Origin of the sequence: Streptomyces morookaense (assembly GCF_013030945.1) — a bacterium.
Classification (GTDB): domain Bacteria; phylum Actinomycetota; class Actinomycetes; order Streptomycetales; family Streptomycetaceae; genus Streptomyces; species Streptomyces morookaensis.
In genome coordinates this window covers 217687-243692 of sequence record NZ_JABBXF010000004.1, presented here as the reverse complement: position 1 = coordinate 243692, position 26006 = coordinate 217687, and the positions used below count along the sequence as shown (strand labels likewise).

At 71.7% G+C, this 26006-nt stretch carries 22 protein-coding genes and 1 pseudogene; 10 read left to right on the top strand and 13 right to left on the bottom strand.

Annotated features, from left to right (window positions below; all coding sequences use genetic code 11):
• The 6 genes from HG542_RS02810 to HG542_RS02785 form a co-directional block, all read right to left on the bottom strand.
• Positions 1-1812 (bottom strand): peroxidase family protein, encoded by a 1812-nt coding sequence (locus HG542_RS02810; protein ID WP_171078374.1) that lies wholly within the window; start codon positions 1810-1812, stop codon positions 1-3.
• Positions 1809-2204: a hypothetical protein gene (locus tag HG542_RS02805; RefSeq protein WP_171078373.1), complete on the bottom strand. Its 396-nt coding sequence runs from the start codon at positions 2202-2204 to the stop codon at positions 1809-1811. Before HG542_RS02805 ends, HG542_RS02810 begins: the two co-directional genes overlap by 4 nt.
• Positions 2205-2294: 90 nt before the next feature.
• The gene (locus HG542_RS02800) at positions 2295-3458 is read right to left on the bottom strand and encodes a catalase family protein (RefSeq protein WP_171078372.1); all 1164 of its coding nucleotides are present in this window, start codon (positions 3456-3458) and stop codon (positions 2295-2297) included.
• The gene (locus tag HG542_RS02795) at positions 3455-4864 is read right to left on the bottom strand and encodes a Dyp-type peroxidase (protein ID WP_171078371.1); all 1410 of its coding nucleotides are present in this window, start codon (positions 4862-4864) and stop codon (positions 3455-3457) included. The genes HG542_RS02800 and HG542_RS02795 overlap by 4 nt, the downstream gene beginning before the upstream one ends.
• A 56-nt stretch (positions 4865-4920) precedes the next feature.
• Positions 4921-6195: a hypothetical protein gene (locus HG542_RS02790; RefSeq protein ID WP_171078370.1), complete on the bottom strand. Its 1275-nt coding sequence runs from the start codon at positions 6193-6195 to the stop codon at positions 4921-4923.
• 1 nt (position 6196) lies between these two features.
• A complete protein-coding gene (locus tag HG542_RS02785) occupies positions 6197-6655 on the bottom strand; it encodes a hypothetical protein (protein WP_171078369.1) in 459 nt (152 codons plus the stop codon).
• 139 nt (positions 6656-6794) lie between these two features.
• On the opposite strand from HG542_RS02785, the gene HG542_RS02780 reads away from it, so the two are divergent.
• The 3 genes from HG542_RS02780 (at position 6795) to HG542_RS02770 (ending at position 13192) form a co-directional block, all read left to right on the top strand.
• Positions 6795-10163: an NACHT domain-containing protein gene (locus HG542_RS02780; protein ID WP_171078368.1), complete on the top strand. Its 3369-nt coding sequence runs from the start codon at positions 6795-6797 to the stop codon at positions 10161-10163.
• 139 nt (positions 10164-10302) lie between these two features.
• The gene (locus tag HG542_RS02775; RefSeq protein WP_171078367.1) at positions 10303-12690 is read left to right on the top strand and encodes a phosphoketolase family protein; all 2388 of its coding nucleotides are present in this window, start codon (positions 10303-10305) and stop codon (positions 12688-12690) included.
• Between the two features lie 25 nt (positions 12691-12715).
• Positions 12716-13192 (top strand): GNAT family N-acetyltransferase, encoded by a 477-nt coding sequence (locus HG542_RS02770; protein ID WP_171078366.1) that lies wholly within the window; start codon positions 12716-12718, stop codon positions 13190-13192.
• A gap of 24 nt (positions 13193-13216) precedes the next feature.
• On the opposite strand, the gene HG542_RS02765 is transcribed toward HG542_RS02770, so the two are convergent.
• Complete coding sequence (locus tag HG542_RS02765) at positions 13217-13693, bottom strand: MarR family winged helix-turn-helix transcriptional regulator (RefSeq protein ID WP_171078365.1); 477 nt, start codon at positions 13691-13693, stop codon at positions 13217-13219.
• A 90-nt stretch (positions 13694-13783) separates the two neighbouring features.
• On the opposite strand from HG542_RS02765, the gene HG542_RS02760 reads away from it, so the two are divergent.
• From HG542_RS02760 to HG542_RS02750, 3 genes and pseudogenes are all read left to right on the top strand, one after another.
• A complete protein-coding gene (locus tag HG542_RS02760) occupies positions 13784-15004 on the top strand; it encodes a multidrug effflux MFS transporter (RefSeq protein WP_171078364.1) in 1221 nt (406 codons plus the stop codon).
• Between the two features lie 315 nt (positions 15005-15319).
• The gene (locus HG542_RS02755) at positions 15320-16129 is read left to right on the top strand and encodes a universal stress protein (protein ID WP_171078363.1); all 810 of its coding nucleotides are present in this window, start codon (positions 15320-15322) and stop codon (positions 16127-16129) included.
• Positions 16130-16174: 45 nt separating this feature from the next.
• Positions 16175-16498, top strand: a pseudogene (locus HG542_RS02750) (class I SAM-dependent methyltransferase); the annotation flags it as partial.
• A gap of 69 nt (positions 16499-16567) precedes the next feature.
• Here the strand turns inward: HG542_RS02750 and HG542_RS02745 are convergent.
• The 3 genes from HG542_RS02745 to HG542_RS02735 form a co-directional block, all read right to left on the bottom strand.
• Positions 16568-17092 (bottom strand): MepB family protein, encoded by a 525-nt coding sequence (locus HG542_RS02745; protein WP_171078362.1) that lies wholly within the window; start codon positions 17090-17092, stop codon positions 16568-16570.
• Positions 17093-17115: 23 nt separating this feature from the next.
• Positions 17116-17523 (bottom strand): peptidase inhibitor family I36 protein, encoded by a 408-nt coding sequence (locus HG542_RS02740; RefSeq protein ID WP_171078361.1) that lies wholly within the window; start codon positions 17521-17523, stop codon positions 17116-17118.
• A gap of 71 nt (positions 17524-17594) precedes the next feature.
• Positions 17595-17945 carry a hypothetical protein gene (locus HG542_RS02735; protein WP_171078360.1) on the bottom strand — a complete coding sequence of 117 codons (351 nt, stop codon included), beginning with the start codon at positions 17943-17945 and terminating at the stop codon, positions 17595-17597.
• A gap of 74 nt (positions 17946-18019) precedes the next feature.
• Between HG542_RS02735 and HG542_RS02730 the strand changes: the two genes are divergently transcribed.
• The gene (locus HG542_RS02730; protein ID WP_171078359.1) at positions 18020-18424 is read left to right on the top strand and encodes a YunG family protein; all 405 of its coding nucleotides are present in this window, start codon (positions 18020-18022) and stop codon (positions 18422-18424) included.
• A 2-nt stretch (positions 18425-18426) separates the two neighbouring features.
• On the opposite strand, the gene HG542_RS02725 is transcribed toward HG542_RS02730, so the two are convergent.
• The 3 genes from HG542_RS02725 to HG542_RS02715 form a co-directional block, all read right to left on the bottom strand.
• A complete protein-coding gene (locus HG542_RS02725; RefSeq protein ID WP_171078358.1) occupies positions 18427-19209 on the bottom strand; it encodes a DUF899 domain-containing protein in 783 nt (260 codons plus the stop codon).
• Positions 19210-19380: 171 nt separating this feature from the next.
• A complete protein-coding gene (locus tag HG542_RS02720; RefSeq protein ID WP_171078357.1) occupies positions 19381-20142 on the bottom strand; it encodes a MerR family transcriptional regulator in 762 nt (253 codons plus the stop codon).
• Between the two features lie 279 nt (positions 20143-20421).
• Complete coding sequence (locus HG542_RS02715) at positions 20422-21600, bottom strand: multidrug effflux MFS transporter (RefSeq protein WP_171078356.1); 1179 nt, start codon at positions 21598-21600, stop codon at positions 20422-20424.
• A 297-nt stretch (positions 21601-21897) separates the two neighbouring features.
• Here HG542_RS02715 and HG542_RS02710 point away from each other — a divergent pair, with 297 nt between their 5' ends.
• The 3 genes from HG542_RS02710 to HG542_RS02700 all read left to right on the top strand — a co-directional run bounded on the left by HG542_RS02710 (position 21898) and on the right by HG542_RS02700 (position 25975).
• Positions 21898-23397: an MFS transporter gene (locus HG542_RS02710; RefSeq protein WP_171078355.1), complete on the top strand. Its 1500-nt coding sequence runs from the start codon at positions 21898-21900 to the stop codon at positions 23395-23397.
• Between the two features lie 106 nt (positions 23398-23503).
• The gene (locus HG542_RS02705; RefSeq protein ID WP_171078354.1) at positions 23504-24718 is read left to right on the top strand and encodes a cytochrome P450 family protein; all 1215 of its coding nucleotides are present in this window, start codon (positions 23504-23506) and stop codon (positions 24716-24718) included.
• 45 nt (positions 24719-24763) lie between these two features.
• A complete protein-coding gene (locus HG542_RS02700) occupies positions 24764-25975 on the top strand; it encodes a cytochrome P450 (RefSeq protein WP_229922466.1) in 1212 nt (403 codons plus the stop codon).
• Positions 25976-26006: the final 31 nt, after the last annotated feature.

Below are 26006 nucleotides of genomic sequence, written 5' to 3'. Positions count from 1 at the left end.
TCATCGGGGCCCCGCCGCGGTCCACGGGGCGAAGGCGTTGTCCACCGAGCGCAGGGACGCGCGCAGTTCCGGGAAGTGCCGCAGCAGCACGCTGCTCATGCTGTTGTTCTCGATCCAGTCCAGGCCGGTCTGCGTGTACACCTGCGGCGTGTAGTCCGTGGTGAGGAACCGGTCGCTGTTGAGGCGGCGGGACGCCATCAGGACGAAGATGCGGAAGGCGGTGTCGCTGAACGCGAAGCCCTGCGGGCGGGGTTCGGCGAACATGCCCACCGAGAGGTCGACGCGCTCGATGTCCCCGCCGTAGACCCGGCGCAGTTCGTCGGCCCAGACGGGGTTGTCCGTGAGGGCGTCGAAGTCCTGGGCCGGGAGGAGGTGGAGCCGGCGCCGGAACTCGTTGTAGCGGGGCACGCCGACCTCGCGCGAGCGCAGGATGTCGACGGCCCCGAGGTCCATGAGCTTGCCGTCCGGGCGCCGGAACTCCTGGAGGAACCGCGGGTAGTTGTGGAGGGTGACCAGGCCCGGGTGCGAGGTGCCGAAGGAGTAGATCAGGTCCGTCAGGGTGTGCTTGCCGAGGATGTCGTACGCCTGCCGCCCCGTCAGTTCCCGGAAGGTGGCCTCCTGCAGCAGCGAGTCGTCGGCGGCCGACCGGAAGCTCCAGTCGTCGGGGATGAGGGGGTGCATGCGGTAGACGGCGACGAACTCCTCGGTGAGCGAGTACGGGACGCCGAAGTGGTCGGTGTGCCCGCCGACGATGCCGCTGAGCACCTCGCTCCTGCTGAGGCGGCCGAACAGCTTGTGCAGGCGTTCGCCCAGCAGGCCGTACCAGTTGGCGTGCATGGCGGTGACGGTCGTCGGATGGCTGATGACCGCGGGGGTCCACTCCACGGTGTGGATCTTGGCGATGAGCGCCGCGGTGATCAGCCGTGCCCGCTGGAAGAGCTCCTCGTCGGACCACGTGGGGTAGGCGTCGTGCAAGGTGTCGCAGATGGCGTTGTGTTCGAGCAGGAAGACCATGTGCATCATGGCGAGGCCGAGCCAGAAGCCGGGAATGCCCGCCGGGTCCTTGTCCGGGTCGTCAGGGAACAGCGGGCCGTTGGGGACCCGGAGCCTGCCGCCCTGGCCGGTGCGCAGCGCCCGCTGCTCGTCCAGGTTGTTGCCGTACAGCTGGGAGGCGTCCCACCAGGGCGAGTTGTCGTTGAGGAAGGTCGGCGGCAGGCCGTCGTCCCCGTCCGGGCGGGTGGGGTCCGGGATGGTCCGCGGTATGACCATCGGCGGTGCGGGCCACGGGTCGTCGTCGGCCAGGTCGATGTGCCAGGGGCGGTCCATGGTGCCCTGTCCGTGGCTGACCCAGTCCTTGATCATGAACTGCAGCCAGGCGGCGACCAGGGCGTTGACGGACTCGGCGGGGACGAACGCGTGCCGGGTCAGCAGGGCCCGGCTCACCTCGCGGGGGCTCGGGGACAGGAGGTCCGGCTCGGGTTCGGGGAAGGCGTGCTCCGGCGGCACGTTGCGGCCGAAGCGCGAACGGGACATGCCCATGCGGGGGTTCGCCAGGTCGTTGTACGTCCCGTCGGCCGTGCGCCCGGTGAGATCGCGCGCATCCGGGGGGCCGACCTCCGGCAGGTTGCACGACGGGTAGGAGCCGGTGTCGAAGAGGTTCTTGCGGCGCAGGTTGTCCCGCAGGCCGACGAGGGTCAGCAGGCCGAGGGGTTTGGGCAGGTTCTGCCAGCCGATCTTGTGGTCGACGGCGACCGCCAGCCGGTCGTGCAGCTGCACGAACCACGGGGCCCTGCCGTGCGGTGCTGTGCTCATGAGGGGCTCCCTTCGGGCGGCCGGCACGGCCGGCCTCGGGCCACGAGCGTCAGTGCGACGTTGACCGTCGAGATCGCCGTGGCTGCCGCGGCCATGCGGCACGGGAGAAGGCCGTTGCGGCCGGCGCAGGCGGCCGCCAGGGCGTCGCTCGCGTGAATGAGCGTGCCGGTCCGCAGCAGCCGGTCGAGCTCGTCCGCGTCGGCGGGACAGAGCAGTTGGGCGCCGAGGACCACGGTGCGCACACCGAACATGCGCAGCACGTAGACCAGCGCGGGCTGTTCGGGGTCCGCACCGAGTCGGCGGGCCATCATTCGCGGGGTCAGCAGTGCCGCTGCGCCGTTCACCAGCCGGATTCCGGCCAGGGCGTGGCGCGCGGCTGTCCGCGCGTCCATCTCGGCTCCCCTTCCCGGCGGACATCCAGGGGATGTCTACGCCCTTGTTTCCGACGATATGGGAAGTGCTTCCGGCGCGCGCGCCGGGCGTCATGCCTCCTCTCCGGGCTCCTGGTGCGGCGTGCCGTTCATGGCCTGTCTGAGCCGCGAGAGCTGCAGGTAGATCGTGCGGCGGGCACGGTTCTGGTTGCCCAGCGGCCGGTGTTCGGGCAGGGCGTGCCAGGGGTTGAAGGACAGCCGGTCGGCACGGGCGAACTGGTCCGCCGGGTCGCATTCCTGCCGGAGCACGCGCAGGGTGGCCACCGGCACGAACGGCGAGAGGCGTTCGGGCCAGACCACGGACGCGTTCTCGACGGGCATCCGGTGGGCGTCGGTCTGCACCTGGACGAGGACGTCGAAGCAGGCGTCGCGCTCGTGCAGTGCGGCGGCCAGGGCCTGGTGCAGGTAGTCGTCGGGCGGGTGCCACGGCACCCGGCTACGGGTCCCGTCGCGGGGTACGAAGGAGTACTGCACGGCCTGGCCTGCACCGAGGAGGTACGGCGTGCAGCTCCAGTACCGGGCCTCCAGCGGGCTGGACGGGGTCCTCGCGTACAGGCCCTGCATGATCATGTCGCAGAGGTGCGGGTGCCGGGGGTCGAGGAAGTACAGGACCGGGGTGCCCGCGAACACGTGCTGCTGCAGTCTGAGGTTCTCGACGACATCGGGCGTGGTGAAGGTGGGCACGCTGATGCCCGTGAAGTCCTGGGTCCACTGCTCGTCGTCGATCAGCTTCTCGCCGCCGACGCCCAGGAGTTTGACGCCGATGCTGAGGATCCCGTTGTCCTCGATGTCAGGTGGCGCGAGCGGGCCGGGACCCGCGAACCGGACCCAGGCGCGATAGGTGGCCGGGGTGCGGAACACGCCGTGCCGCAGCCGTGCGGGCAGGTCGTCGCGGACGGTGAACTCCGCGTGCACGACCCCGTAGGTCTTGGTGTTCCCGGCCCGTTGGGCCTCCCCCGGCCGGTACTGGCGCCGGACGAAGCGGGCCATCTGCTGCGCGACGGCCTCGGCGACTGCATCCTCCCCGGGCACGGTCCGCTCCTCGGCAAGGCCCAGGTGCTCGTCCCGGCGGCGCGCGTTGATGCACCACTGCACCGTGGCCTGCACGGGACGCAGCAGGGTCCGGTCGAACAGCGGCCGCACATAGGGGTCGATACGCCGCTCCAGCAGGACGCCTCCCAGGATCGCGTCGTTGAGCCGCTGCCCGGCGGTCACGGCTGCCCGCCCGCGGGTGCGGCCGTGCAGAGGTAGTGCAGCGCCCTCAGTCCCGGGAGGAAGAAGTAGGCGCCGCCCTGCACGGTGACGAACTGCGGAAGGCCGAGCCGGCGGGTGCGTACGGGCCTGCCCTGCTCGGTGAACGTCGCGCGGTGGTCCAGGCGCGGTGCGACGAGCGGATCGGGGCCGTCGTGCAGCCCGTTGAAGTTCGGGTTGTCGAGCCAGGTGTGCTGGATGAACTCGAACTGGCGGGAGATGTTGGCGTTCAGGCCGACGAAGTGCAGTCCGCGTGCGCCGGGCCCGTCCCCCGTCGCGTCCGGACCGTAGGGCCGGCCGCGGCGCAGGAGCCGGTGGCGCCGTCCGACGGCGACCGAATCTGCGGAGCCGGGGCGGGGATCGAGGGAGTCACGCGGGTTGGCGCGGCGGATGTGGGCCCCGAGCGGGCAGCGCAGGCCGTCCGGATCGGTGGTGAAGTAGCCGAAGTCGTTGTCCGTGGCCAGCGCGGGGTCGTCGTACCGCGGCGCACGGACCAGCGGAGCGCCGCCGGGCCAGCGTCCCACCATGCGTGCGGCGAGCGCCTCTTGTGCGGCCGGGTCGCTGCTGCCGTCGGGGCGCCGGGTCTGCACGTCGAGGTACTCCCGGAAGGCCTCGACGTCCTGGCGGAGCTGCCGGAAGACCAGATAGCTGCCGTTGCGTCCGAAGTCCGCGCCGCCCTCGGGCGCGCGGGGCAGCACGCCGACGGGGTCGTAGCGGGGCGGCAGCAGCGGGCGGTCCGTCAGCAGCCCGTACTCGTTGGGGTAGCCGAGGACGAACTCCCCTGCCCTGACCACCTGGTCGCCGCCCGCGCCGGCCTTGGACAGCCCCTCGACGAGGGGCTGGGAGATGCCGTCGCGGAAGCCGAAGGGCTCACGGCCGGACAGCTCGGTGGTGCCCAGCCGCACGGTCTCGGTGAACGCGCCGCCGGCCAGGACGTCCTGGCGCGCCTCCGTCTCCAGCTGCTGCAGTCGCTGCCCGTCGCGCGCGTAGAGCATCACCAGGACGTGCACGGGCGGTCCGGCCGGGCCGCCCCACTGCCAGTGGCGCGGGGCGTTCTCCCCGACGTCGCCGAGGAATCGGCTGCGGTCGGGGTCGGTCATGCCCGAGACGAACTCGTACGGAAAGCCGTCCAGTCCGTACGTCTCCAGTCCCAGGCGCCGCAGGCCGTCCGAGGTGAGGGCGACGTCGACCGCGGTGTCCGAGGGCTCCGCGAGGCCGTTCGTCACCCGGGGCACCAGCCGCCCGAGTGCGGTACGGGCGGCGACCGCCGGTCCGGTGGCGGCGAGCACGAGGAAGCAGGCCGAGGTCAGGGTGCGGTAGCCGCGGGTGACCAGGCCCTGGATGTCGTCGAGTTCCAGCGGCGTCGTCATCGTGTCACCCCTTTGCGCTGCACGTCTGCGCTGCACGTTTTCGCTGCACGCGGGCTTCAGAACAGGGCCAGCCAGGCCTCCGTCTCGGCCGGGCCGAGACGGCCGAAGAGGCCTGCCCGGATGCGGGCGTTGGTGTCGAGGTTGCGCGTGGTCGACGTGTCGTACGCGGAGTACCAGACCTGCGTCGGCACCTGATGACAGCGCAGGTAGTTCTTGAAGGCCTGCTCGTCCCGGGCACCGTCCAGCACGAGCCACCGCACGCGCGGATAGCCCTGGCCGTTGCTGAAGACGGCGTTGAGACCCCAGGCGACCTTGTCGATGAAGTCGTCCATGTAGCTTTCCAGGCTGCCGTCGTAATTGCTCGCGAAGATCACGCGCTGTTTCCCGTCGACGAACAGCCAGCGGGCGAAGTGGATGGTCTTGACCCCGGCCAGATTCCCCCGATTGAAGACATGGCGGACGCCGTAGTCGACGACGAAGAGGACAGTGGTGAGCGTGATCCGCCGGAACGGCCCGGCCTTGACCGAGCCGACGGCGGTGAAGGGGTTCTGCGCCACGAAGTCCTCGCAGCCCGCGAGTTCGCGGATACGGTCATGGCCCGGCCGGGCCCGGTCGGGGACGTCGCGGCGTTCGTGCCTTCTCAGCAGGACGGCCCAGACCGGCAGGGCGATCACACCGAACGGCAGCAGCACCAGGCCGGCCAGCGGAACCCCGGCCAGGTGGGCGACCTGACGGATCCGCCACCCGAGCGGGGGCGGCGCGGATCCGGTGCAGGCCCAGGCGAGGTCCGCGCGGCCGCGGACGTATTCCTGGACGGCGGCCCGGATTTCTGCCGGGCTCGTCGCCGCCAGGTCCGCTCCGTTCCGGTCGAGGAACTCCTCGATGGCCTCGCGCAGCAGCGCCTCCTGTTCGATCTGCTGCCGTCCCCTGCCGACGGTGTTGACGTAATAGGCCGCGCAGGGCAGGCAATGGGAACGCAGCCAGTCGATCCGCGCCGCAGCCGGGGAGCCACCCGCCGGATATCCCGCGCAGTGCCCGAACACCCGGTCCAGGCCGTCGCCCGCCGTGCGGACGAGATCGGCGAGATGCGCTTCCACGGGACCGTCCACCTCGCCCATGTACACGACGCTGGGCGGCATGCCCGCGGCAGCACCACCGGGTCCCTCGGGAACGAGGACGACGCGCGCGAAATGAATGCCCGGCACCTCGGCGAAGGGGAACAGCTCCCCCGCCGTGCCCTTCCGCCCGGCCTCGCCCAGCAGTTCCCGCACCTCGGCAACCCGGTCCGGCGGCAGGGCGGCCCGGACGGTGACCGCCGTCTGATACGGCATCTCAGGACCTCGCTTCCCGGAACGTCAGGCTGAAATCCAGGATTCTGCGCCGCCCCCAGTACACGTTGCCGAGGTAGGCCCCATTCCCGACGCGTCGTATCTCGTCCCGGATCCAGTGGGCCACGAGCGAGGTGTGCGAGTAGTCGAGGACGATGCACTCGCCGCCGTCGCTCCAGCTCGCATTCCGGTAGACCCGTGCACGTATCGCCCGGATCCCGAACGGCGTGACCAGATTGCGCAGTTCACCTTGGGCGGGGTCGAAGACCTTCCCCTGCCACGCGAGACGGCGCACCAACGCGGCAGCCACGGCGTTCACTTTCGGGCTGCGCCCGAGGAGCACCGTGCCCCGGCCCTTTCCCCGGGGAATCCCGCCGGGTTGACTCGCGCGGAACAACCGGTCGAGCTCGGGGCGTGACATGGCCAGCAACCGGTCGGTGTCGAATTCGGTGGCGTGGCTCATGGCTTGCCTCCACGCATGCGCTACGGCCATCGTATTTCGGCCCGGATGCCCCGGCATCCCGGCCGCCCGGGATTCGACAGCGGGGCGGTGCGCGCGCACGATGGGCGTGAGGGACAAGCCCGTCAAGGGTGGCTGAATCATGAACTATGCCGTCAGACATCCACGGGGCAAGGTCGTACCGCGGCGCAGTCCGCACGCGGTGCGCCCGCGGCGCTGGGTGTCCCGCACCGTCGACACCGTCGCGCGGTTCCTCCGGGGAATACGGGTGCGCTCGGCCGCCCGCACGCAGGTGGCCGCGGCCCGGCGCTGGTGGGCGAAACCCTCGGCGACTGCCCTGGTGCAGCGCCTGTGCTGGCTGGCGATCCCCATCACCGCGATCTGGGTGGGATCGGGGGTCTACGAGATCGTCACCCACACGAAGTCCCCGCTCGAGAACTGGTGCCAGGACAACGGCGGCAACGGCTGCACGGTCACCTACGGATTCCTGGCGCCGTTTCTGACCATCGGGCTGGCGACCTCCATCTTCCTCGGCGTGCAGTACCTCTCCGTCCGCCGGCCGTTGAGCAGGGCGGCCCGGAAGAATCCGCGCAGCCTGGTGCCGACGGCCGGACCGGCCGCCGAAGACGTGGTCGGGCGGCGGGAGATGTGCCAGGTCATCGCGCGTGCGCTGCGCGACCGGCGCACCCGGCGGCCCTACATCCTGGTCGGCGGCGTGGGCACGGGCAAGACGTCGGTGCTGGTGCAGCTCACCCAGCTGCTGGCCCGGCAGGGAGCCATCCCCGTGCCGATCCGGCTGCGGGACGCCGGTACGGACGACTCCCGGCTGGATTTCCGCGAGTTGGGCATGAAGCGGTTCTGCGAGGAGGTGGACCGCGGCGTCCTCTCCGGCCGGCAGGCCGAACGGGTCTGGCGTCAACTGTGCATGGACGACAAGGCCGTCGTCATCGCGGACGGTCTGGAAGAGACCTTCACCGACGACGAGAAGCAGAAGGAGCGGGACATCCTCATCCGGCACGCGATCCAGCGGGCGGAGCGGCAGCAACTCCCGCTGGTGATCGCCTCCCGCCCCCATCCCCCGCTGCAGCAGACCGAGGCCGCGATCATCGACCTGGAGCCGCTCAGCGAGGAGGCCGCCCTGGAATACCTGACGCAGGACGGCACGGAGCCCGACCCGCACCGCACGTCCTGGATCGTCGAGACGGCCGCGGTCGCCGAATCCCCTCTGTACCTGCAGATTGCACGGCAGTTGCAGGCACACCACCTGCTCGATCACCTGACCGGCGGGCGGCCCGGCGCGGAACTGGACACCCGGAGCGCCGACCGGGCGGGTCTGCAGCTGCGGCTGCTGGAGACGTGGCGGAAGGCTCTGATCTCGGGGCGCATGCGCGGCGAGGTCGCACTGGGCCCCGACAAGCGCAGGGCGACCTTCGAGGTCGTCTCCACGCTGGCCGCCATCGGTCTGCTGCGCGACCGGCTGGAAGTCCGGTTCGACGAACTGACCGGGGCGGAGGACGGCACGGCCCCCGCGTTCCCGGACATCTGGGAGCGGCTCGTGGCACGCCTGCCGAACTGCCCCGACCGGACCGACGGACACCGCTGCCACACGCTCCTGTCGCTGTACGCCACCCAGGGCGAACGGCTCGGCCTGGTCGAGGTCCGCGGCGAGCGCGTCCGGTTCCCCCACAGTCTCCTCCAGGCCTATCTCGGTTCCGGCCACCTCGGCACGGCAGGGCTCCGGCCCCTGGCCGAAGCCCTGAAGGAGCCCGGGCCCGGCCGGGAACTCCTCACCGCGCTCGTCCTGGACTCCCGGCAGCACCCGGGCGCAAGGCAACACGACGTCGTGCAGCGCCTGCTCGCCGAGGCGCGGACCCGCACGGACGCCAAGGCCCTCGACCTGTACGCCGCCGCCCTGGAGATCGACAGCGGCAACGGGTCACCCGCACACCGGGACATCGCCGAGTCGCTGTGCGAGCGGTGGAAGCACATCACCGACGGCGACCCGAGAACGCTCCACGGGTCCAAGCAGGCGCTGGTGCACCGGTTCGGCGACGTGCTGCGGGCCGTCGCGGCACGGTCCGGCGGGCCCGCGGGCGGCCCGGAACCCGCGTACAGCTGCTTCTTCGGCATCGCCGAGAACGAACCGTCGTACCCCGTCCGGCTCGCCGTCGCCCAGGAGATGGGGGCGGGGGGCGACCAGGCCTTCGACACCCTGCGCACCTTGTTCCCCCTGCCCGCCAAGGGCCCCGCCGAGGAACACGACCCGTGGCGGCAGTACGCCGAGGAGCTCCGCAGGCAGCTGCTCAAGGAACACCGCAACCGCGAGAAGAGCCTCGGCAAGGCCCCCGGCGACCAGGCGCACGCGCGGTACGTGAAGCAGCAGAAGAAGAACGAGGCCCGACGGGCCCGCATCTGGCGGACGTTCGTCCTGCGGGCCTGGCTCGTCCCCATGATGGTCGGTTCGGTCGGTGACAAGCACCGGAGCCAGGCGAAGGAGCGGCTCCGCCTGTGGCTGCAGCACCTGGAACCGGAGCACTCCGCCTCGCAGCGGGCGGACCTTCCGATCTCCCTCGAAATCGCCCTCGCACAGGGCTTCAAGAGCGCCGCCAACCGCAGGGAACGCCATCCGCACACACACGAGGAGGCCCGCGAGTTCCTCGTCGAGCAGGCCGAGACGATGCTCGCCCACGCCCGCTTCTGGTACTCCCAGCTGACGCTGCTGCACGCCCTGTGCCTGTGGGAGCTGCGGGACGGCGAGACGCGACCGGCGGCGCAGACCGACCCCGCACAGGCGGTGCAGCGCTGGCTCGCCATGGCGGGCAGCAAACAGGACCCGCTCGCCCGGCACCCGGACGACCGCACCCGCAAGGGCGACCGGCTGCACCCCTTCGTGGCCGAGGCGGCCGCCCTCGTGGTCCTCGCCCTGGAGAGCGGGCACCCCGAGCAGTTCCTCTGGATCGACGAAGCAGGAGTGATGAACAACATCGGCTCCTCCCCCGCCGAACCGGGCGCCTGCCGCCGGCAGAACCTCTGGATTCCGCCCTCGGTGGGCTGGAGCACCCTGCATCCGCGTGCCCAGCAACTGCTCGCCGATGTGCTGCTCCTGCTCAACCTCGTGCAACGGGAGGACCGGCCGGGCCAGTTGGAGGCCCGGCTGGCCCGCGCGAACCGTACCGTCCTGCCGCCGTGCCTCGCCAAGGACCGCCGGCCGCTGCAGCCGCGCCGGACCGTGGGCATGGCGGAGAACGCCCCGTCCGGCAGCACCTGTCTGCGCGACTGCCCCTTCGAGCTCTGCCCCTACCCCGCCATGGGCGAACAGCCGCGCGCCGAGCTGCGGGAGACGTTCTGCAGACAGCAGCAGGCTCTGCTGCGCCCGGGCCGCGGACCGGGCCGCTCGGGACCGCTCGCCCCGCTGCACCGCAGGAGGGCGCCGTGGCAGGGCATGACGTGCAGTGAACTCCACCGGTTCTGGGAGGACATGGCGGGGCGGTCGAGGACTCCCTCGTGCTGAACCACGGACTGCTCCCGGCTACACCGGGGACCGAACGGCCCCCGCTCCGTCCCCCTCGGCCCTGGCATCACCCGGCCGCAGGGCCCACGCTGGAAAGGAACGCCACACGGGCTCCGCCCGACCTCCCGGAGGGAGACACATGCGCGACGTCACGACCCCGGAACCGGCCACCGTCCTCACCGACCAGGAGCTGCGGGCCCTGGACGCGCACTGGCGGGCCGCGAACTACCTGGCCGTCGGGCAGATCTACCTCATGGCCAACCCGCTCCTGACCGAGCCGCTGCGCCCCGAGCACATCAAACCCCGGCTGCTGGGCCACTGGGGCACCTCGCCGGGCCTCAACCTGGTCCACACCCACCTCAACCGCGTCATCCGCGCCCGCGGTCTGGACGCGCTGTGCGTCTGGGGTCCCGGGCACGGCGGGCCCGCGGTGCTGGCCAACTCCTGGCTGGAGGGCAGCTATTCGGAGACGTACCCGGACGTGAGCCGCGATGCGCCCGGCATGGAGCGGCTGTTCCGGCAGTTCTCCTTCCCCGGCGGCGTGCCCAGCCACGTGGCGCCCGAGACGCCCGGCTCGATCCACGAGGGCGGGGAGCTGGGCTACTCCCTCTCCCACGCCTACGGAGCCGCCTTCGACAACCCGGATCTCCTCGTCGCCTGCGTCATCGGCGACGGCGAGGCCGAAACCGGGCCGCTGGCCGCCTCGTGGCACTCCAACAAGTTCCTCGACCCCGTCCACGACGGGGCCGTCCTGCCGATCCTGCACCTCAACGGCTACAAGATCGCCAACCCCACCGTCCTCGCCCGCCTTCCCGAACCCGAACTGGACGAACTCCTGCGCGGCTACGGCCACGCGCCCCTCCACGTCACCGGCGACGACCCCCTGGCCGTCCACCAGGCCATGGCCGCGGCCATGGACACCGCACTCGACCGGATCGCACGCCTGCAGCAGAGCGCCCGGGAGGAGGGCATCACCGAACGCCCCCGCTGGCCGGTCATCGTGCTGCGCACGCCCAAGGGCTGGACCGGGCCCGCGGAGGTGGACGGCCTGCCCGTCGAAGGCACCTGGCGCGCGCACCAGGTGCCGCTGGCCGGGGTCCGCGAGAACCCCGAGCATCTGCGGCAGTTGGAGGCCTGGCTGCGCTCGTACCGCCCGGAGGAACTCTTCGACGAACACGGGCGCCCCCTCCCCGAGGTGCTCGAATGCATCCCCGAGGGCACCCGAAGGCTCGGGGCGACGCCGCACGCCAACGGCGGCCTGCTGCTGCGCGACCTGCCCCTGCCACCACTGGAGCGCTTCGCCGTACCGGTCGACAAGCCCGGCACGTCCCTGCACGAACCGACGCGCGTGCTGGGCGAGCTGCTCGAGAACGTCATGGAGGCCACCTCCGAACGCCGCGACTTCCGCCTGGTCGGCCCCGACGAGACGGCGTCCAACCGGCTCCAGGCCGTCTATCAGGCATCCGGCAAGGCCTGGCAGGCCGGGCTGCTGCCCGTCGACGAACACCTCGACCGCCACGGCCGCGTCATGGAGATCCTCTCCGAACACACCTGCCAGGGCTGGCTGGAGGGCTACCTCCTCACCGGCCGGCACGGTCTCTTCTCCTGCTACGAGGCCTTCATCCACATCGTCGACTCCATGGTCAACCAGCACATCAAGTGGCTGCGCGTCTCCCGCCGGCTGCCCTGGCGACGCCCCCTCGCCTCCCTCAACTACCTGCTCACCTCCCACGTCTGGCGCCAGGACCACAACGGCTTCTCCCACCAGGACCCCGGCTTCATCGACCACATCCTCAACAAGAGCCCCGAAGCCGTACGCGTCTACCTGCCGCCGGACACCAACACCCTGCTGGCGGTGGCCGATCACGTGCTGCGCAGCCGCGACTACGTCAACGTCGTGGTCGCGGGCAAGCAGCCCTGCTTCGACTGGCTGAACCTGGAACAGGCACGGGCACACTGCGCCCGCGGCGCCGGCATCTGGGAGTGGGCCGGCACGGAGGGCGGCACCGGGGAGCCCGACATCGTGCTCGCCTGCGCCGGTGACGTGCCCACGCAGGAGGTGCTGGCGGCAGCCCAGCTCGTCCGCCACCGGCTGCCCGGACTGGCCGTGCGCGTCGTCAACGTCGTGGACCTGGCCCGCCTGTTGCCCGCGGAGGAGCATCCGCATGGCATGACCGACGCCGAGTACGACGCCCTGTTCACCCGTGACAAGCCGGTCGTCTTCGCGTACCACGGCTACCCCTGGCTCATCCACCGCCTGGCCTACCGCCGCACCGGCCACGCGCACCTGCACGTACGCGGCTACAAGGAGATCGGCACCACGACGACGCCCTTCGACATGGTCGTCCGCAACGATCTCGACCGCTACCGCCTCGTCATGGACGTCATCGACCGCGTCCCGGGCCTGGCGGTGCGCGCCGCGGCGGTACGGCAGACCATGGAGGACACGCGCAACCGCCACCACACGTGGATCCGGGAACACGGGACGGACCTGCCGGAGGTGGCCGACTGGACCTGGGCGGGGTGAACGGCAGTACGGCCAGGATGGGGTCATGGATGACACCGAGATCCGCCCCGTCCACCCCGGCGAGTTGGCCGCTGTCGCCGAGCTCCGATGGCGCTGGGTACAGGAGTTGTACGGGACGCCCGATGCCGCGCCGGACGAGTTCGTGCCGCGGTTCGTGGCCTGGGCCCGGGAGAACGAGCCCTCGCACCGGTGCATGGTGCTGCTCCGCGGCGAGGAGGTCATCGGCATGGCGTGGCTGGCGACTGCCCCGCGCGTCCCGCATCCCCGCGCCTTCGAGCGGGCGTCGGGTGACGTGCAGTGCGTGTACGTCGTGCCGGACGCACGCGACCGCGGCCTGGGCGGCGCGCTGATCGAGGCGGTGCTGGCGTGGGCGCGTGAGCTGGGCCTGGAACGGGTGACGGTGCACTCCAGCGACCGGGCGGTCGGGGCATACTCCCGCCACGGGTTCGAGGCCTCGCCGCGGCTTCTCCAGTGGGAGGCGGGAGGGAGCCGCGCCGAGTAGACGCTCGCGCGCCGCCGGGGCCCGTCAGCCGGAGGACTGCGGGCTGCGCTGCAGCGCGGCTCCGAGTGCCTCCAGTGCGGGCAAGGCCGCCATGAGGGCCGCGCGCTGCTCCGCAGGCAGCGCCGTCAGCGTGGCGGCGAACGTCCTCGCCCAGTTCTCCTCGACCCGGCTCAGGTCGGCGCGAGCCGTGGCGGTGGGCATCAGCCGTACGGCGCGCCGGTCGGCGGGGTCCGGTTCGCGGACGAGCAGCCCGCGGCCGACGAGGCCGCGAACGGTGGTGCTGACGTTGCTCGCGTGCAGGCCGAGCCTTCGCGCGAGCACGCCCACCCCGATGCCGGGCTCGTCCAGGACGGTGCGCAGCACCTCGAACTCGGCGGGCGGCAAGGGCTGGAGGCCGACCTCCTCGGTACCGCGCAGGCGGAAGCGCAGCACGCGGGAGAGGGCGTGCAGGGCCGGGGTCAGCGCCTCGGCCTCCGCCAGGCAGTCGTCTTGCTCGGTCATGGAGCCATGCTAGCTTTAGTTATAGATTTATAACTATCTGCATTGCGCGGGGCCGGCCGCTGCCGCCGGGGAACCCGCCGGGAGACTTCGATGTTCTGGCTCACCGCCGCCCTCGGGCTGCTCGCGTTCGTGACCCCCCTGGCCACGGACATGTACCTGCCCGCCTTCCCCCACCTGACGGGCGAGCTGCACAGCAGCGCCTCCGGAATCCAGCTGACGCTGACCGCCTTCCTCCTGGGCATGGGCCTGGGGCAGCTGCTCATAGGCCCGCTCTCGGACCGGTTCGGCCGCCGGGTGCCCCTACTGGCCGGCGCCGCCGTGATGGTGACGGCGTCGGCGCTGTGCGCTCTCGCCCCGTCGCTCGGCGTCCTTGTCGTCCTGCGTTTCGTCCAGGGCTTCAGCGGCTCCGCAGGCGTGGTCATCGGCCGTGCCGTGATCACCGACGTCACCTCGGGCGACCGGGCGGCCAGGCTCTTCGGCTCCCTGATGACCCTTACCGGTCTGGGCCCGATCGTCGCGCCCATGGTGGGCGCGGCACTGACCGAATCCACCGGCTGGCGCGGCGTCTTCTGGGCCCTGACCGGCGTGTCCGCCCTCGCCCTGCTCGGCGCGGTGATCTTCGTCCCCGAGAGCCTGCCGGACGGCAAGCGGCACACCGGAGGCCCGCGCGACACCCTGCGCGCCATGCGCGGGGTGCTCGGCGACCGGGCCTACCTCGGCTACACGCTCTCCTTCGGCCTGGCCTTCGCCATGCTCTTCTCCTACATCGCCGGGTCCGCCTTCCTCTTCCAGAAGGTGCTCGGCCTGAGCGTCGGGCACGCCTCCCTCGCCTTCGCCGGCATCGGCGTCGTCGGGACCCTCGCCAGCATGACCGGCACCCGGCTCGTCGGCCGCTACGGCCCCGAGCGCCTGCTGCGTACCGGGCTCGGCACGATGGTGGCGTGCACCGCGGCACTGTGCACCGTCTCCCTCGCCGGGGCGCTGACCCTGCCGCTCACCATGGCGCTGCTGTGCCCGGTCTTCATCGGCATGCGTCTGGTGACCGCGAATGCCGGGGCCCTGGCCATGGCCCGTGTCCCGCACGCCTCCGGTTCCGGCTCGGCCGTCCTGGGCACGCTGCAGAGCGCGTTGAGCGCTCTGATGGCACCGCTGGTCGGCCTCGGCGGCGAACACACGGCGGTGCCGATGTTCCTCGGCATGGCGATCTGCGCGGCGCTCTCCTCGCTCAGCCTGCTCCTGACCCGCGGCGCGGTCCCGGTCGGTGTCACGGCTCCCGCCACGGACCCGCGGCGCACGGCAGCGCGCACCTGACCACGGGCACGCCGCCCCGCGGCTCGGGAGCCGGCGCAGCGGGCCTGGCGGGAAGCGCCATTACGTGGTGTGCTGGAAGTGACGGGAAGGCCCCTGTGAGAGACGCGGGGAAACGGAGAAAGACCGTGCACCGCGCAATCAGGATCCGCGAGAAGTGGATAGGCCTTCCCGTCCACTCCTGTCCGCGGCTCCCCGCGGCCCCGCCACCGCATGCGGCGCACCCGATGCGCCGCTCTCCCTCCCCCGGATGCGCGGGAACGGCGCAAACGGCAGTCTGGCCGTAGACAGACGTGTATCCGTGCAGGGAGGTGGCCCGTGGTGCGACCGGTGTCCGTCGGGTTCGACGGCTCCGCCGAGAGCCTGGCCGCTGCCGCCTGGGCGGGCCGGGAAGCGGTGCTGCGCGGGGTACCGCTGCGCCTCCTGCACGTCCTGGACGTCCGGGCCGACGCCGCGCAGCCCGTGCCCTCCTCCGAACGGGAGTGGGCCGAGAGCCGGCTCGAAGTGGCCCGGGAGCAGCTCACCGAGACGCACCCGGAGCTGCGGGTCGACGTGGACCGGGTGACAGAACCACCGGTCAGGGCCCTCGTCGACGCCGCACGCGATGCAGAGGTCCTGGTGCTGGGCTCGCGTGAGCTCGGCACGGTGCAGGGGTTCCTGCTGGGGCCCGTGAGCCTGGCCGTGGCCACGCATGCGCCCCGTCCGGTGGTGGTCGTCCACGAACCGTCGAACGGGGGCGGAGCCGTCGTGCTCGGACTCGGCCGCGCACGGCCGTACGACCCGCTGCTCGCCTTCGCCTTCCAGGCCGCCGCCGCTCGCGGCGCGGTGCTGCGCATCGTCCAGGTCGCCGACGGGGAACCCGCCGCCGGGGAGCCGGAGCCGCGGGGCGGCAGCGCCCTGGCGGAGGTGCTGCGCCCCTGGCGGGAGCGGATGCCGGCCGTCGAGGTCGACGAGTGGCTGACGACCGGTTCCGCGGCCCAGCACCTGCTGGAAGCGGCCGCGCAGGCCGCACTCGTCGTCGTCGGCCGGCGCGAACACCGGCACCCCCTCGGCGTGGCCCTGGGTGCTGTGGCCCATGCGGCGCTGCACCACGCGCCATGCCCGGTCGCGGTCGTGCCCCTCGGCTGAGTTGCCGGCAAGCCGGCGTGCCGGCACCGCCGGAAGGGGAGGACCATGGCAGACGAACAGAGCGAGGCGCCGGACCACACCGCGGTGCGGACCGCTCTCCGGCGGGCGATGCGCGTCCAGGTCGACCCTCCTCCGCACATGCTCGAGGACGAGACCAGCTTGCGCCTGGCGGCCCCCGACGACGACTGGCGCCGCCGCCCCGGCATGGACCCGCAGGCCACCAGAGGATTCCGGGCGGCCGTCGTGGCCCGCGCCCGCTTCATCGAGGATCTGATCATCGAGCAGGCCGGCCGCGGCGTGACGCAGTACGTCGTCCTGGGAGCCGGCCTGGACACCTTCGCCCAGCGCAGGCCGGAGATCGCCGCCCGCACCGACGGCCTCCGCCCGTCGACCGGCGAGGACTTTCTGCCGGCCACCACCTGACCCGCCGAGGGGCTTCTACGACTGGTAGAGGGCGTGGGCACGTGTCAGATCGACAGGGCCGTTCCGGCCGAGGTGGAAGAAGTGGTCCACCTGCCATGCCTGGGTACTCCGGGCCTGCCGGCTGGTCGTCGTCACCCACGGCGGATAGACACGGAACCCGCGCTTTCCGCCCGAGCCGTCGTGGGAGACGATGCCGCGTCGGACCAACACGTCACACGGGAACACGAATTGCCCGAAGCCGTCATCGTCACGGCTGCTGATGACGAAGAGATCCACCCCGTCGGCAGCGTCGAAGGGTCGGATCGGCCCTTCCGCCGACCGTTGCCATACGGTGACGAACTGGCCCGCCTTCGTCGGGGTGGTCCTGGCCACCCGGAACCGGACGGAGCGGCCGTCGACCATGAACGTGCAAGCGGCGTACTCGGCGCTCTCCGGCTCGGGCACCGGAGTCGAGCAGGCGAAACCGCCGGGTTCGTACACCAATGCCTTTGTCGACAGCAGGTCGTCGTGAAGCCCCGTCCACGGCTGGTTCGTCACCATGGCCTCATCCTGCCATCGAGCACTCACCCGTCCCCGCCGGGTGGCGTACCGCAGCTTGGGCCGCCGGGGCCGTCGAACTGTACGGAGTTGAAGAAGTCCCGGTAGTCGGGGAAGAAGTTGCCCTTGCCCGTCGGGCCGGCGGACGTGACGGTCGTGCAGCCTGTGTAGTCGTTGCCGGACCACAGGTAGATGGTGGAAGAGGTGCGGTTCCAGTCCGACTTGGCACGGCTGTTCATACCGAGTGCCCCGAGGTCCGGCGTGCTGCTCGTCAGCGCGATCATGTCGCCGGTGCCGTCGAGGCCGGAGAACATGCAGTAGGAGCCGTCGGGGCAGCGGTCGTACCCGTCGGCCGCGTGGGCCGCCGAGCCCGGCAGCGCGACGGCGGCCACGGCAGCCGCCGACGCGAGCAGGACGTGCAACGTGTTTCTCATCAACTCACGCTCCTTGGAGGTGACATCCGAGGTTTCGCCGCCACGATGAACCGCTCTCCATGCTGACATGCTCAGAGCCAGCGCTGTGCCGCCTCGACGCTGTCGCCGCCACTGGTGTTGAACGCGATGGCGGCCTGCGGGGCATGACGGCGGATCAGATTGACCACCCGCTCGAAGAGCGGAAGCAGCGGCTCCGCCTTGCGGATCCCGCCTCCGACGACGACCACGTCCCACGGGCGTTCGGCCAAGGACGCCACGAGGGCGGACTCGGCCGAACCGTCGAACACGACCAGCGCCATGGCCGCGTCGATGCCGTGCTCGGCGAACCGGGCCAACTCCTTGTCGAGGGCCGCACGAAGGGCCTCACCGTCGACGCCGGGGATCGCCTGGGGGTCGTACCCGACTACAAGTACCGAAGACATGCGATCAATCTACCGAGCCCCGCGCGGCGCTCCGTGTCCGGCCCTTGTCAGTGCCGGCTGGGAGTATCACCGGCATGACACCGTTGCTTCTCACCGACATCGAGCAGGCGGTCCGCAGCAGTTGGAGCGCCGAGACCTGTACGCCCGAATTCCGGTCGCGCTGGAGCCCGGACAATCCGGCCCGGGACCAGTGCGGGGTGACCGCCATGGTGCTGAACGACCTGCTGGGAGGCGAGCTGATCCGGGGCGAGGTCCTTGTCGACGGCAGGCGCGTGGACTACCACTGGTGGAACCGCCTGGGCATGGGCATCGAAATCGACCTCACCCGCGAGCAGTTCGGGCCGGAGGAGATCGTCACCGGCGGCATCGTCATACCCAGGCCGCCGGCGACCGAGTGGAGCCGGCTCCGCGAGGAGTACGAGCTCCTCCGTAATCGCGTCATGGAGAGGCTTCGGGGCGCTTCCTGCCGGCCGGCTTGAGGTCAGCGGTGGTGGCCGTGCCGGCCCAGGGTCTCCACAGGCGTCGCGCCGGGGCGCGTCCACTGCGGCACGGGGCGGCTGGTCGGGCCCCAGGTCGCGCTCCCGTCCGCGTCCGTGCGCCAGTACCAGCACGGGCTGCGCCCCTCGGGCCATCCCGCGGGGTCGTCCTCCCACGCCTCGCCGCGGCCGTAGGGCGTCCTGTCGAGCAGGGCGAGTGACCCGTTGACGGGCTCGTTGCCGCGGCCCGTCGTGGAATAGGTGAGGAACACGCGCTCGCCGTCGCGCAGGAAGCAGGTGAGGTACCCCATGTCTCCGCCGACCGGCGCGGCCACGTCGCGCACCGAGTACCAGGGCTGGGTGTATCCCATGAACTCGACGTAGGGGGCCACCTCGTCCCACCGGCCCGTGGTCAGGATCGCGCACGAGACGCCGCGGGCATTGAGGTAGACGGCGTCCTTCAGATGCCAGGCCGTGGTGGTGCAGCCCTCGCACTGCCCCTGGTGCGGCGCGCCGTCGTACCACATGTGCTTGTAGACGACGAGCTCGTCGCGGCCCTGGAACAGGTCCGTGAAGGGGACGGGGCCGTCGGGTCCGACGACCTCGACGGCGCCGTCGAACTCCACCATCGGCAGCCGGCGGCGGGCTGCGGCGATGGCGTCGCCCTCGCGGGTGTGGGCCTTCTCGCGGACCAGGAGCTCGTCACGAGCGGCTTGCCAGGTGGCCAGGTCGACGATGGGCGGGCGGCCGGGCAGCGCCGCGGGCGGGTCGTCGGGGGTGGGCGTCATGGGGGTGTCCTCCCTGGTGTTCCGTGTCGGGGCGGCAGCGTCGTACGCCCCCCTACAACACCAGAACAGACCTGTGACCGGGCCGGAAACGGCCGCCGCCGGCCCCGTGCCCGGCGGCGGCCCGTTCGGCCGAGCCCAGCCCACCTCACCTCGGCTCAGGCCCGGCTCACCTCAGTTCAGCCTGGCCGTGGCGTACGCCTCGATGGCGTCCCGCTGGTAGGCGGCCAGGCCCTCCGCGATCGCCTCGCACGCTGCGCGCCACGACTCGTTGTCCACGCAGGAGCGCCCCATCGCCCGGAACTCCTCGGCGGAGACGGCGCGCAGGGCGGTCAGCGCCCGGTACTGGGCCGCGATCTCGGCCAGCACCTCCTCGGCGTCGGCGGGCAGACCGGCGGCCATGAACTCGGCCATCCGGATCATCTGTGCGGTCCGCCGACGGTGTCCCGCCTCGATCTCCTCCTCGCTCATCCCGGCGGTGCGGCGCCGGACCGCCTCGGCGTGCTCGGGGAAGTCGCGCAGGGTCTCCTCGTACATGGCGGGCCGGACACCCTCGAAAAGGTTCTCCGGCCGGTTGATGCTCGTCATGCCTCCACCGTCCTTCCTGGACTCTTCCAGTTCGCTGATCGTTCGGGAGACGGTGCGGACCAACGCGTCGAGGCGGTCCCGCTCGGCGAGCAGCCGGATGCGGTGACCGCGCAACGCGTCCAGCTCGTCGAGCTGTTCGGCCAGGATCCGGCCGATCTCGGGAAGCCCTACGCCGAGCTCCCGCAGGACGAGGATCTGCTGCAGCCGCAGCAACTGCCGCTCCTCGTAATAGCGGTGCCCGTTGGTGCCGATCCACGCCGGCGGCAGCAGCCCGATCTCGTCGTAGTGCCGCAGCGTCCGGGCCGTCACGCCCGACATCCGTGCGACCTCCGCGATCGGCCACCCCATTGCCGCCCCCTCGTGAACGATCCACCGGGCCGGTCTCTCCGGTCCTGTTCAGGACGGTAGAGGCTGCCGCTGGGGCAACTTCAACCCCCGGCGCGCCGCCCCGCGCTCACCGCCGCGGCAGCAGCGCCGCCGCACCCAGCGCCGTGACGGCCAGCAGGCAGGCGGCGGTCAGCAGGCTCTCCCCCATCACCCGGCACTCCGGACCACGGCGCCATGCTGCTGCTCGACATGGCCGACCCCCAGGAGGCGGCGCTGCCGGAGGGTGCCGGGCGCTGACGCTCAGGCTCCGGCGCCCGAGGACGGCTTCGCCACTCCCAGTACGAGGACGGCGAGGACGGACGAGAGGGTCATGCCCGCGAACATGGGCACGGCGGTGTGTGCGCCGCCGAGACCGACCAGGGGGGCGGCGACGGCGCTCAGGGCGCTCTGCACGGTGCCCAGGAGGGCGGAACCGGTTCCGGCGGCGTGGGGCACGCGTTCCAGGGCGAGGGCGGCCGCGTTGATGCTGACCAGGCCGATGCCGACGAAGGTGACGTAGAGCAGGGCCAGCACCACCGGCACGTTCAGCCCGCCGGCCAGGGCAAGCACGCACAGGGCTATGGAACCGGCGAGCATCACTCCGAGGCCGGCGCGCAGCAGCGCCTGGGGCGTGAAGCGGCCGACGAGGCGGGTGATGACCAGGCCGGCGATGACGCTGACGGCGCCGACGGAGCCGAAGGCTGCGGAGGTCTGGCCGATGCCGAGGCCGAGCAGGTTCTGGAAGAGGAAGGATGCGCCGCCCAAGTAGCAGAAGAGCACAGCCAGTGACATTCCGAAGCAGAGCGTGTGCCCCAGGTAGGGCCGGTCGGCCAGGACCTCGCGCACCGACCGGGCGGTTGCCCGGGCGCCTCCCGCCCGGCGCCGTCCGGCGGGCAGGGTCTCGGGTACCGCGAAGAGGGTGCCGGCGAGGGCGAGGAGCGTCGTGGCGGCCAGGGCCCAGAACACCGCGCGCCAGCCGGCGGTTTCGATCACGACGCCGCCCAGGACCGGTGCGATGGCGGGGGCGACGCCCAGCAGGGACATCAGGATGCCGAGCAGCTTCGCCGCCCTCTCGCCGGTGGCGACGTCGGAGATGACGGCGCGGCCGATGACGATGCCAGCGGCGCCGGTGAAGCCCTGGACGAAGCGCAGGGCGATCAGCCAGCCGAGCGAGGGGGTGAGCGCGCACAACGCCGTGGCGACGACGCAGGCCGCCGAGCCGACCAGGATCGGCTTGCGTCGCCCGAACCGGTCCGAGAGCGGTCCGAGGATCAGCTGGCCCAGGCCCATGCCGATCAGGAACGAGGTGAGGGTGAGCTGGACCCCGGAGGCGTCGGTGCCCAGATCGCCCGTCATACGGGGGAACGCGGGCAGATACATGTCCGTGGCCAGGGGGGTCACGAAGGAGAGCAGCACGAGGGCTGCCGTCATCATCGGCATTGCGGGGGACTCCACAGAGGGCTCGCGCAGCGGGCGTCGCACGTCAACAGCCTGGGCTGCGCTTTCCTGTGGCGGTTGATGCTCGTGCGGCGCCTGGTTCACGAACCTAGGAATCCGAGGCCGGATCCCGCTTCGGCCCGCAGGCGGAATCCGCCCCTCCGTCGGCCTTAGGGCCGACGGAGGGGAACGGTGGTCCGCAGGTCCTCGGCCCGGGCACGCGATCGGGACAGCGCTCACTTCCCGCCAACCGCCGCCGGGCCCGCCTCGTTCCCCGTGCTCCGGGGAAAGATCCTTTCCATGCCCGACTCCCGAACGGATGCACTGGCCCGGCCCGCCCCCGGCGACCCCTCCCCTGCGCTCGGACCTCCGCCCTACCGGTGGCGCTGGGCGGCACTGTGGGTGCTCCTCGCCGGGGAGACCATGGACATGCTCGACTCCCTGGTGGCCGCCGTCGCGGCACCGTCGATCCGCGCCGACCTGGGCGGCGGGCCCGGTGTCACGCAGTGGCTGGGGGCCGCGTACGCACTGGCCATGGCGGTCGGGCTGATCACGGGCGGGCGGCTGGGGGATGTCGTGGGGCGCCGGCGGGCGTTCCTGCTCGGCGCGGCGGGATTCACCGGCGCCTCGCTGCTGTGCGCGGCGGCCATGTCGCCGGGCTTCCTCATCGCGGCGCGCGGGCTGCAGGGGCTGTTCGGGGCGGTGATGATCCCGCAGGGGCTCGGCCTGATCAAGGAGATGTTCCGCGGCAGGGAACTCGGCCGGGCGATGGGCATGTACGGGCCGGTGATGGGGCTGTCCTACGTGGGCGGCCCGGTGCTGGCCGGCTGGCTGGTGAGTGCCGACTGGTTCGGGGCCGGCTGGCGCATGGTGTTCCTGGTCAACCTGCCGCTCGGGCTGCTCGCGCTGGCCGGCGGATGGCGCTTCCTGCCCGCGTCGGGCCCGGCGGCCGCGGCCCGGCTGGACCTGGCGGGCGCCGCACTGGCCTCGGCCGCCGCACTGCCGGTCGTCCTGCCTCTGGTGCAGGGACGCGAACAGGGCTGGCCGATATGGGCGTTCGTGTCGATGGCGGCCGGAGTGGCCCTGTTCGGGGTGTTCGGCTGGTACGAGGAGCGTGTAGCGCGCGCCGGCGGCGACCCGTTGGTGATGACGGGGCTCTTCCGCAAGAGGGCCTTCTCGGGCGGACTGGTGACCGGTGCCGCGCTGTTCGCCGCGGTGGCGGGTTTCTCGCTGGCCCTGAGTCTCTACTTCCAGTCGGGGCTCGGGGCTTCACCGCTGAAGGCGGGGCTGGCCGTGCTGCCGTGGTCGGCCGGTACGGTCGTCGGCTTCGCGGTGGTGCAGGTGCTGGACGGCCGGGGGGTGCTGGGCAGGTTCGGGCGCCCGCTGGTGCAGACCGGGGTCGCGGTGATGGCGCTCGGCTCCGGTGCGTTCGCCTGTGCGCTGCGGTCGGCCGGTGCGCGGGTGACGGTGTGGCAGGGCGCCCCGGCGCTGGTGGTCGTCGGGGTGGGGATGGGGCTGGTGACGGGCCCGTTCTTCCAGACGGTGCTGGCGGCCGTGGAACCGCACGAGACGGGTTCGGCCGCCGGGACGCTGACGGCGGTGCAGCAGTTCGGCAGCGCGCTGGGCAGTGCGGTGCTGGGCACGGTCTTCTTCTCCGCGCTCGGCGGCCGGGGCGCCGCCGGCGAACTCGGTTACGCCAGGGCCATGGAGATCACTCTGGGCGCGGAGGCCGGGCTGCTCGCGCTCACGCTCCTGGCGTCGTTCCTGCTCCCCGTGTCCGGAAACGATGTCGGTGATTGACAGTCAGCGGGCGAACGTCCAGTCTCGGCAGCCGAACAACCAGCTATGGCTGGATTATTGGTGGTATATCCGCACAGAACTGCCCTGCGTATAACGGAGCACACCCATGAACAACAGTCCCGAGGAACTCGTCCCGGTCCCCGCCGTCGAGCCCGGCACCGCCGGCCCGCCGTGCGGCTACGCCCGGTTACGCGCCGAACAGCCGGTGGTCAAGGCCCAGTTACCCAATGGGGAGACGGGCTGGCTGATCAGCCGCTACGAGGACGCGCGAGCCGCTTTCGCCGATCCCCGCCTCGTCCGCCCGCTGCTCTCCGCCTGGCCGCCCCGCGAAGGACCCGACGCTCCCCCGCCGTGCCTGCCGACGTTCCTGGAGATGACCGGCGCGCACCATGAGCGCGTACGCCGCACCGTGCTGCCGCTCTTCGGCCGGCGCCGCCTGGAGTTCATGGCGCCCCGGATCCGGGCCATGGCCGGCGAACTGCTCGACGCCATGGTGGAGTCGGCACAGGACGGTACCGCCGATCTGATCGCCGCCTACGCCGAACCGCTGCCGCTGCGTGTGCTGTGCGAGACGACCGGACTGCCGCACGAGGACCGCGAGATCTACCTGCCGCACACCCTCACCCTGCTCAGTGCCGCCGGCCTGTCGATGGACGAGGTGCTGGCGGCCCTGTACGCGTTGCAGGACTACGCGGAGGAGCTCATCTCCCGCAAGGAGAAGGAGGGCGAGGGCGAGGACTACATCCGTCTGCTGCTGGCCGAGAGCCGTCGCCCGGGCAGCGAACTGGTCCGGGACGACGTGGTCAGCTTCGTCGTCACCATGCTGATGGCCGGCTACAAGACCAACATCCAGCACACCGGCAACGCGCTGTTCACCCTGCTCACCCATCCCGGCCAGTTGCGCGAGCTGCGCGACGCGCCCCAGCGGGTGGCCACCGCGGTGGAGGAACTGCTGCGCTACGTCCCGCTGATGAACGCCATCAACATCCTGGTCGCCCAGGAGGACTTCACCCTGCACGGGCAGCACATCCGGGCCGGGGACGCGGTCATCCCGGTGCCCGCCTCCGCCAACCGCGACCCGGCCGCGTTCACCGACCCCGACCGGCTGGACCTGACCCGTACCCCCAACGCGCACATCGCCTTCGGACACGGGCCGCACGCGTGCACCGGCGGACACCTGACGCGGCTGCAACTCGCCACCGCGATCGAGGTGTTGCTGGAGCGGCTTCCGGACATCGAGCTCGCCGTGCCGGCGGAGTCGGTCACCTGGGACGAGACCACACCGTTGCGGGCCCCGGCCCGCCTGCCCGTGCGCTGGTGACGCACCTCCTCGACCATCCACGAACCGACGGGAAGGCCTGACACCGTGACCGCACCGCACCACGACGAGCTGCCCCACTACCCCTTCAGCACCCGGGGCGACCGCCTCGCCCCCGAACTCGCCGACCTGCAGCAGCGCTGTCCCGTGGCCAGGGTCCGGACCAACTCCGGCGGCGAGGCCTGGCTCGTCACCGGCTACGAACTGGCCCAGCACGTGCTGCGCGAGCGGAAGTTCGCCCGGTCCGTCCTGGGCGACCCCGATGCGCCCGGCCAGGACGCCCCGATCCTGGCGCCCGAACTGCTCGACGCCATGAACCACCTCCAGCAGGCCGGACTGCGGGACGAAGCCCTCAAGGCACTCGGCCGCAACCAGCCCGAACTCCCCGCCGACTGGGTCGCCGACATCACCCGGGAGGGCCTGGACACCATGGTCCGGCAGGGCAGCCCCGGAGATCTCCAGCACCACTTCGCGGAATGGGTCGCCGGCCAATGCATGTGCCGGCTGCTCGGACTGCCCTTCGAGGACCACGCCTGGCTCGCGGTACGGGCCGACCTCGACCTGACCATGGTGACGCCCACCGACGAGGAACTCGCCCGCAACTGGGAGGAGATCCGCGTCTATATGCACGACCACATGGCCGCCCGCCGCCCCGGGCAGCCGCGCGGCCTCGCCGACCGCCTCGCCGACCTCAACGAACACGCAAACGAACACGAAAAGGGGCTGACCGACAAGCAGTTGTCGAACATCGTCTCCGTGCTGTTCGTCAGCGGCTACGAGGACTTCGCAAGCTTCCTCGGGGTCGCGGCGCTCGACCTCCTCCAGCGCCCCGAGGTGATGGACGCCGTACGCGCCCGACCGGAGACGCTGCCGCAGTGCGTGGAGGAACTGCTGCGCCACAGCATCGTCCTGGGCAACGCCATCCCCCGCTTCGTCACCGAGGACGCCAAGATCGGCACCACGGCAGTGCAGCAGGGCGACCTCGTCCTGCTCCAACTGGACGCGACCAACTACGACCCCACCGCCTTCACCGACCCCGATTCCTTCGATCCGACCCGCTCCCCCAACCCCCACCTGCGTTTCGGCTACGGCCGCCACCACTGCCCCGGCGCCCACCTGGTCCGCCGGCAGTCCGAGACCGCCTTCCGCGTCCTGCTCGACCGGCTGCCGGGCATACGCCTGGCGGTGCCACTGGAGGAGGTGCCCTGGCACCCCGACCGGATGGCGATCATGCCGGCGGGGATTCCGGTCGTCTGGTGACAAGACGCTGGTGAAAGGATGCGTGGTGGGA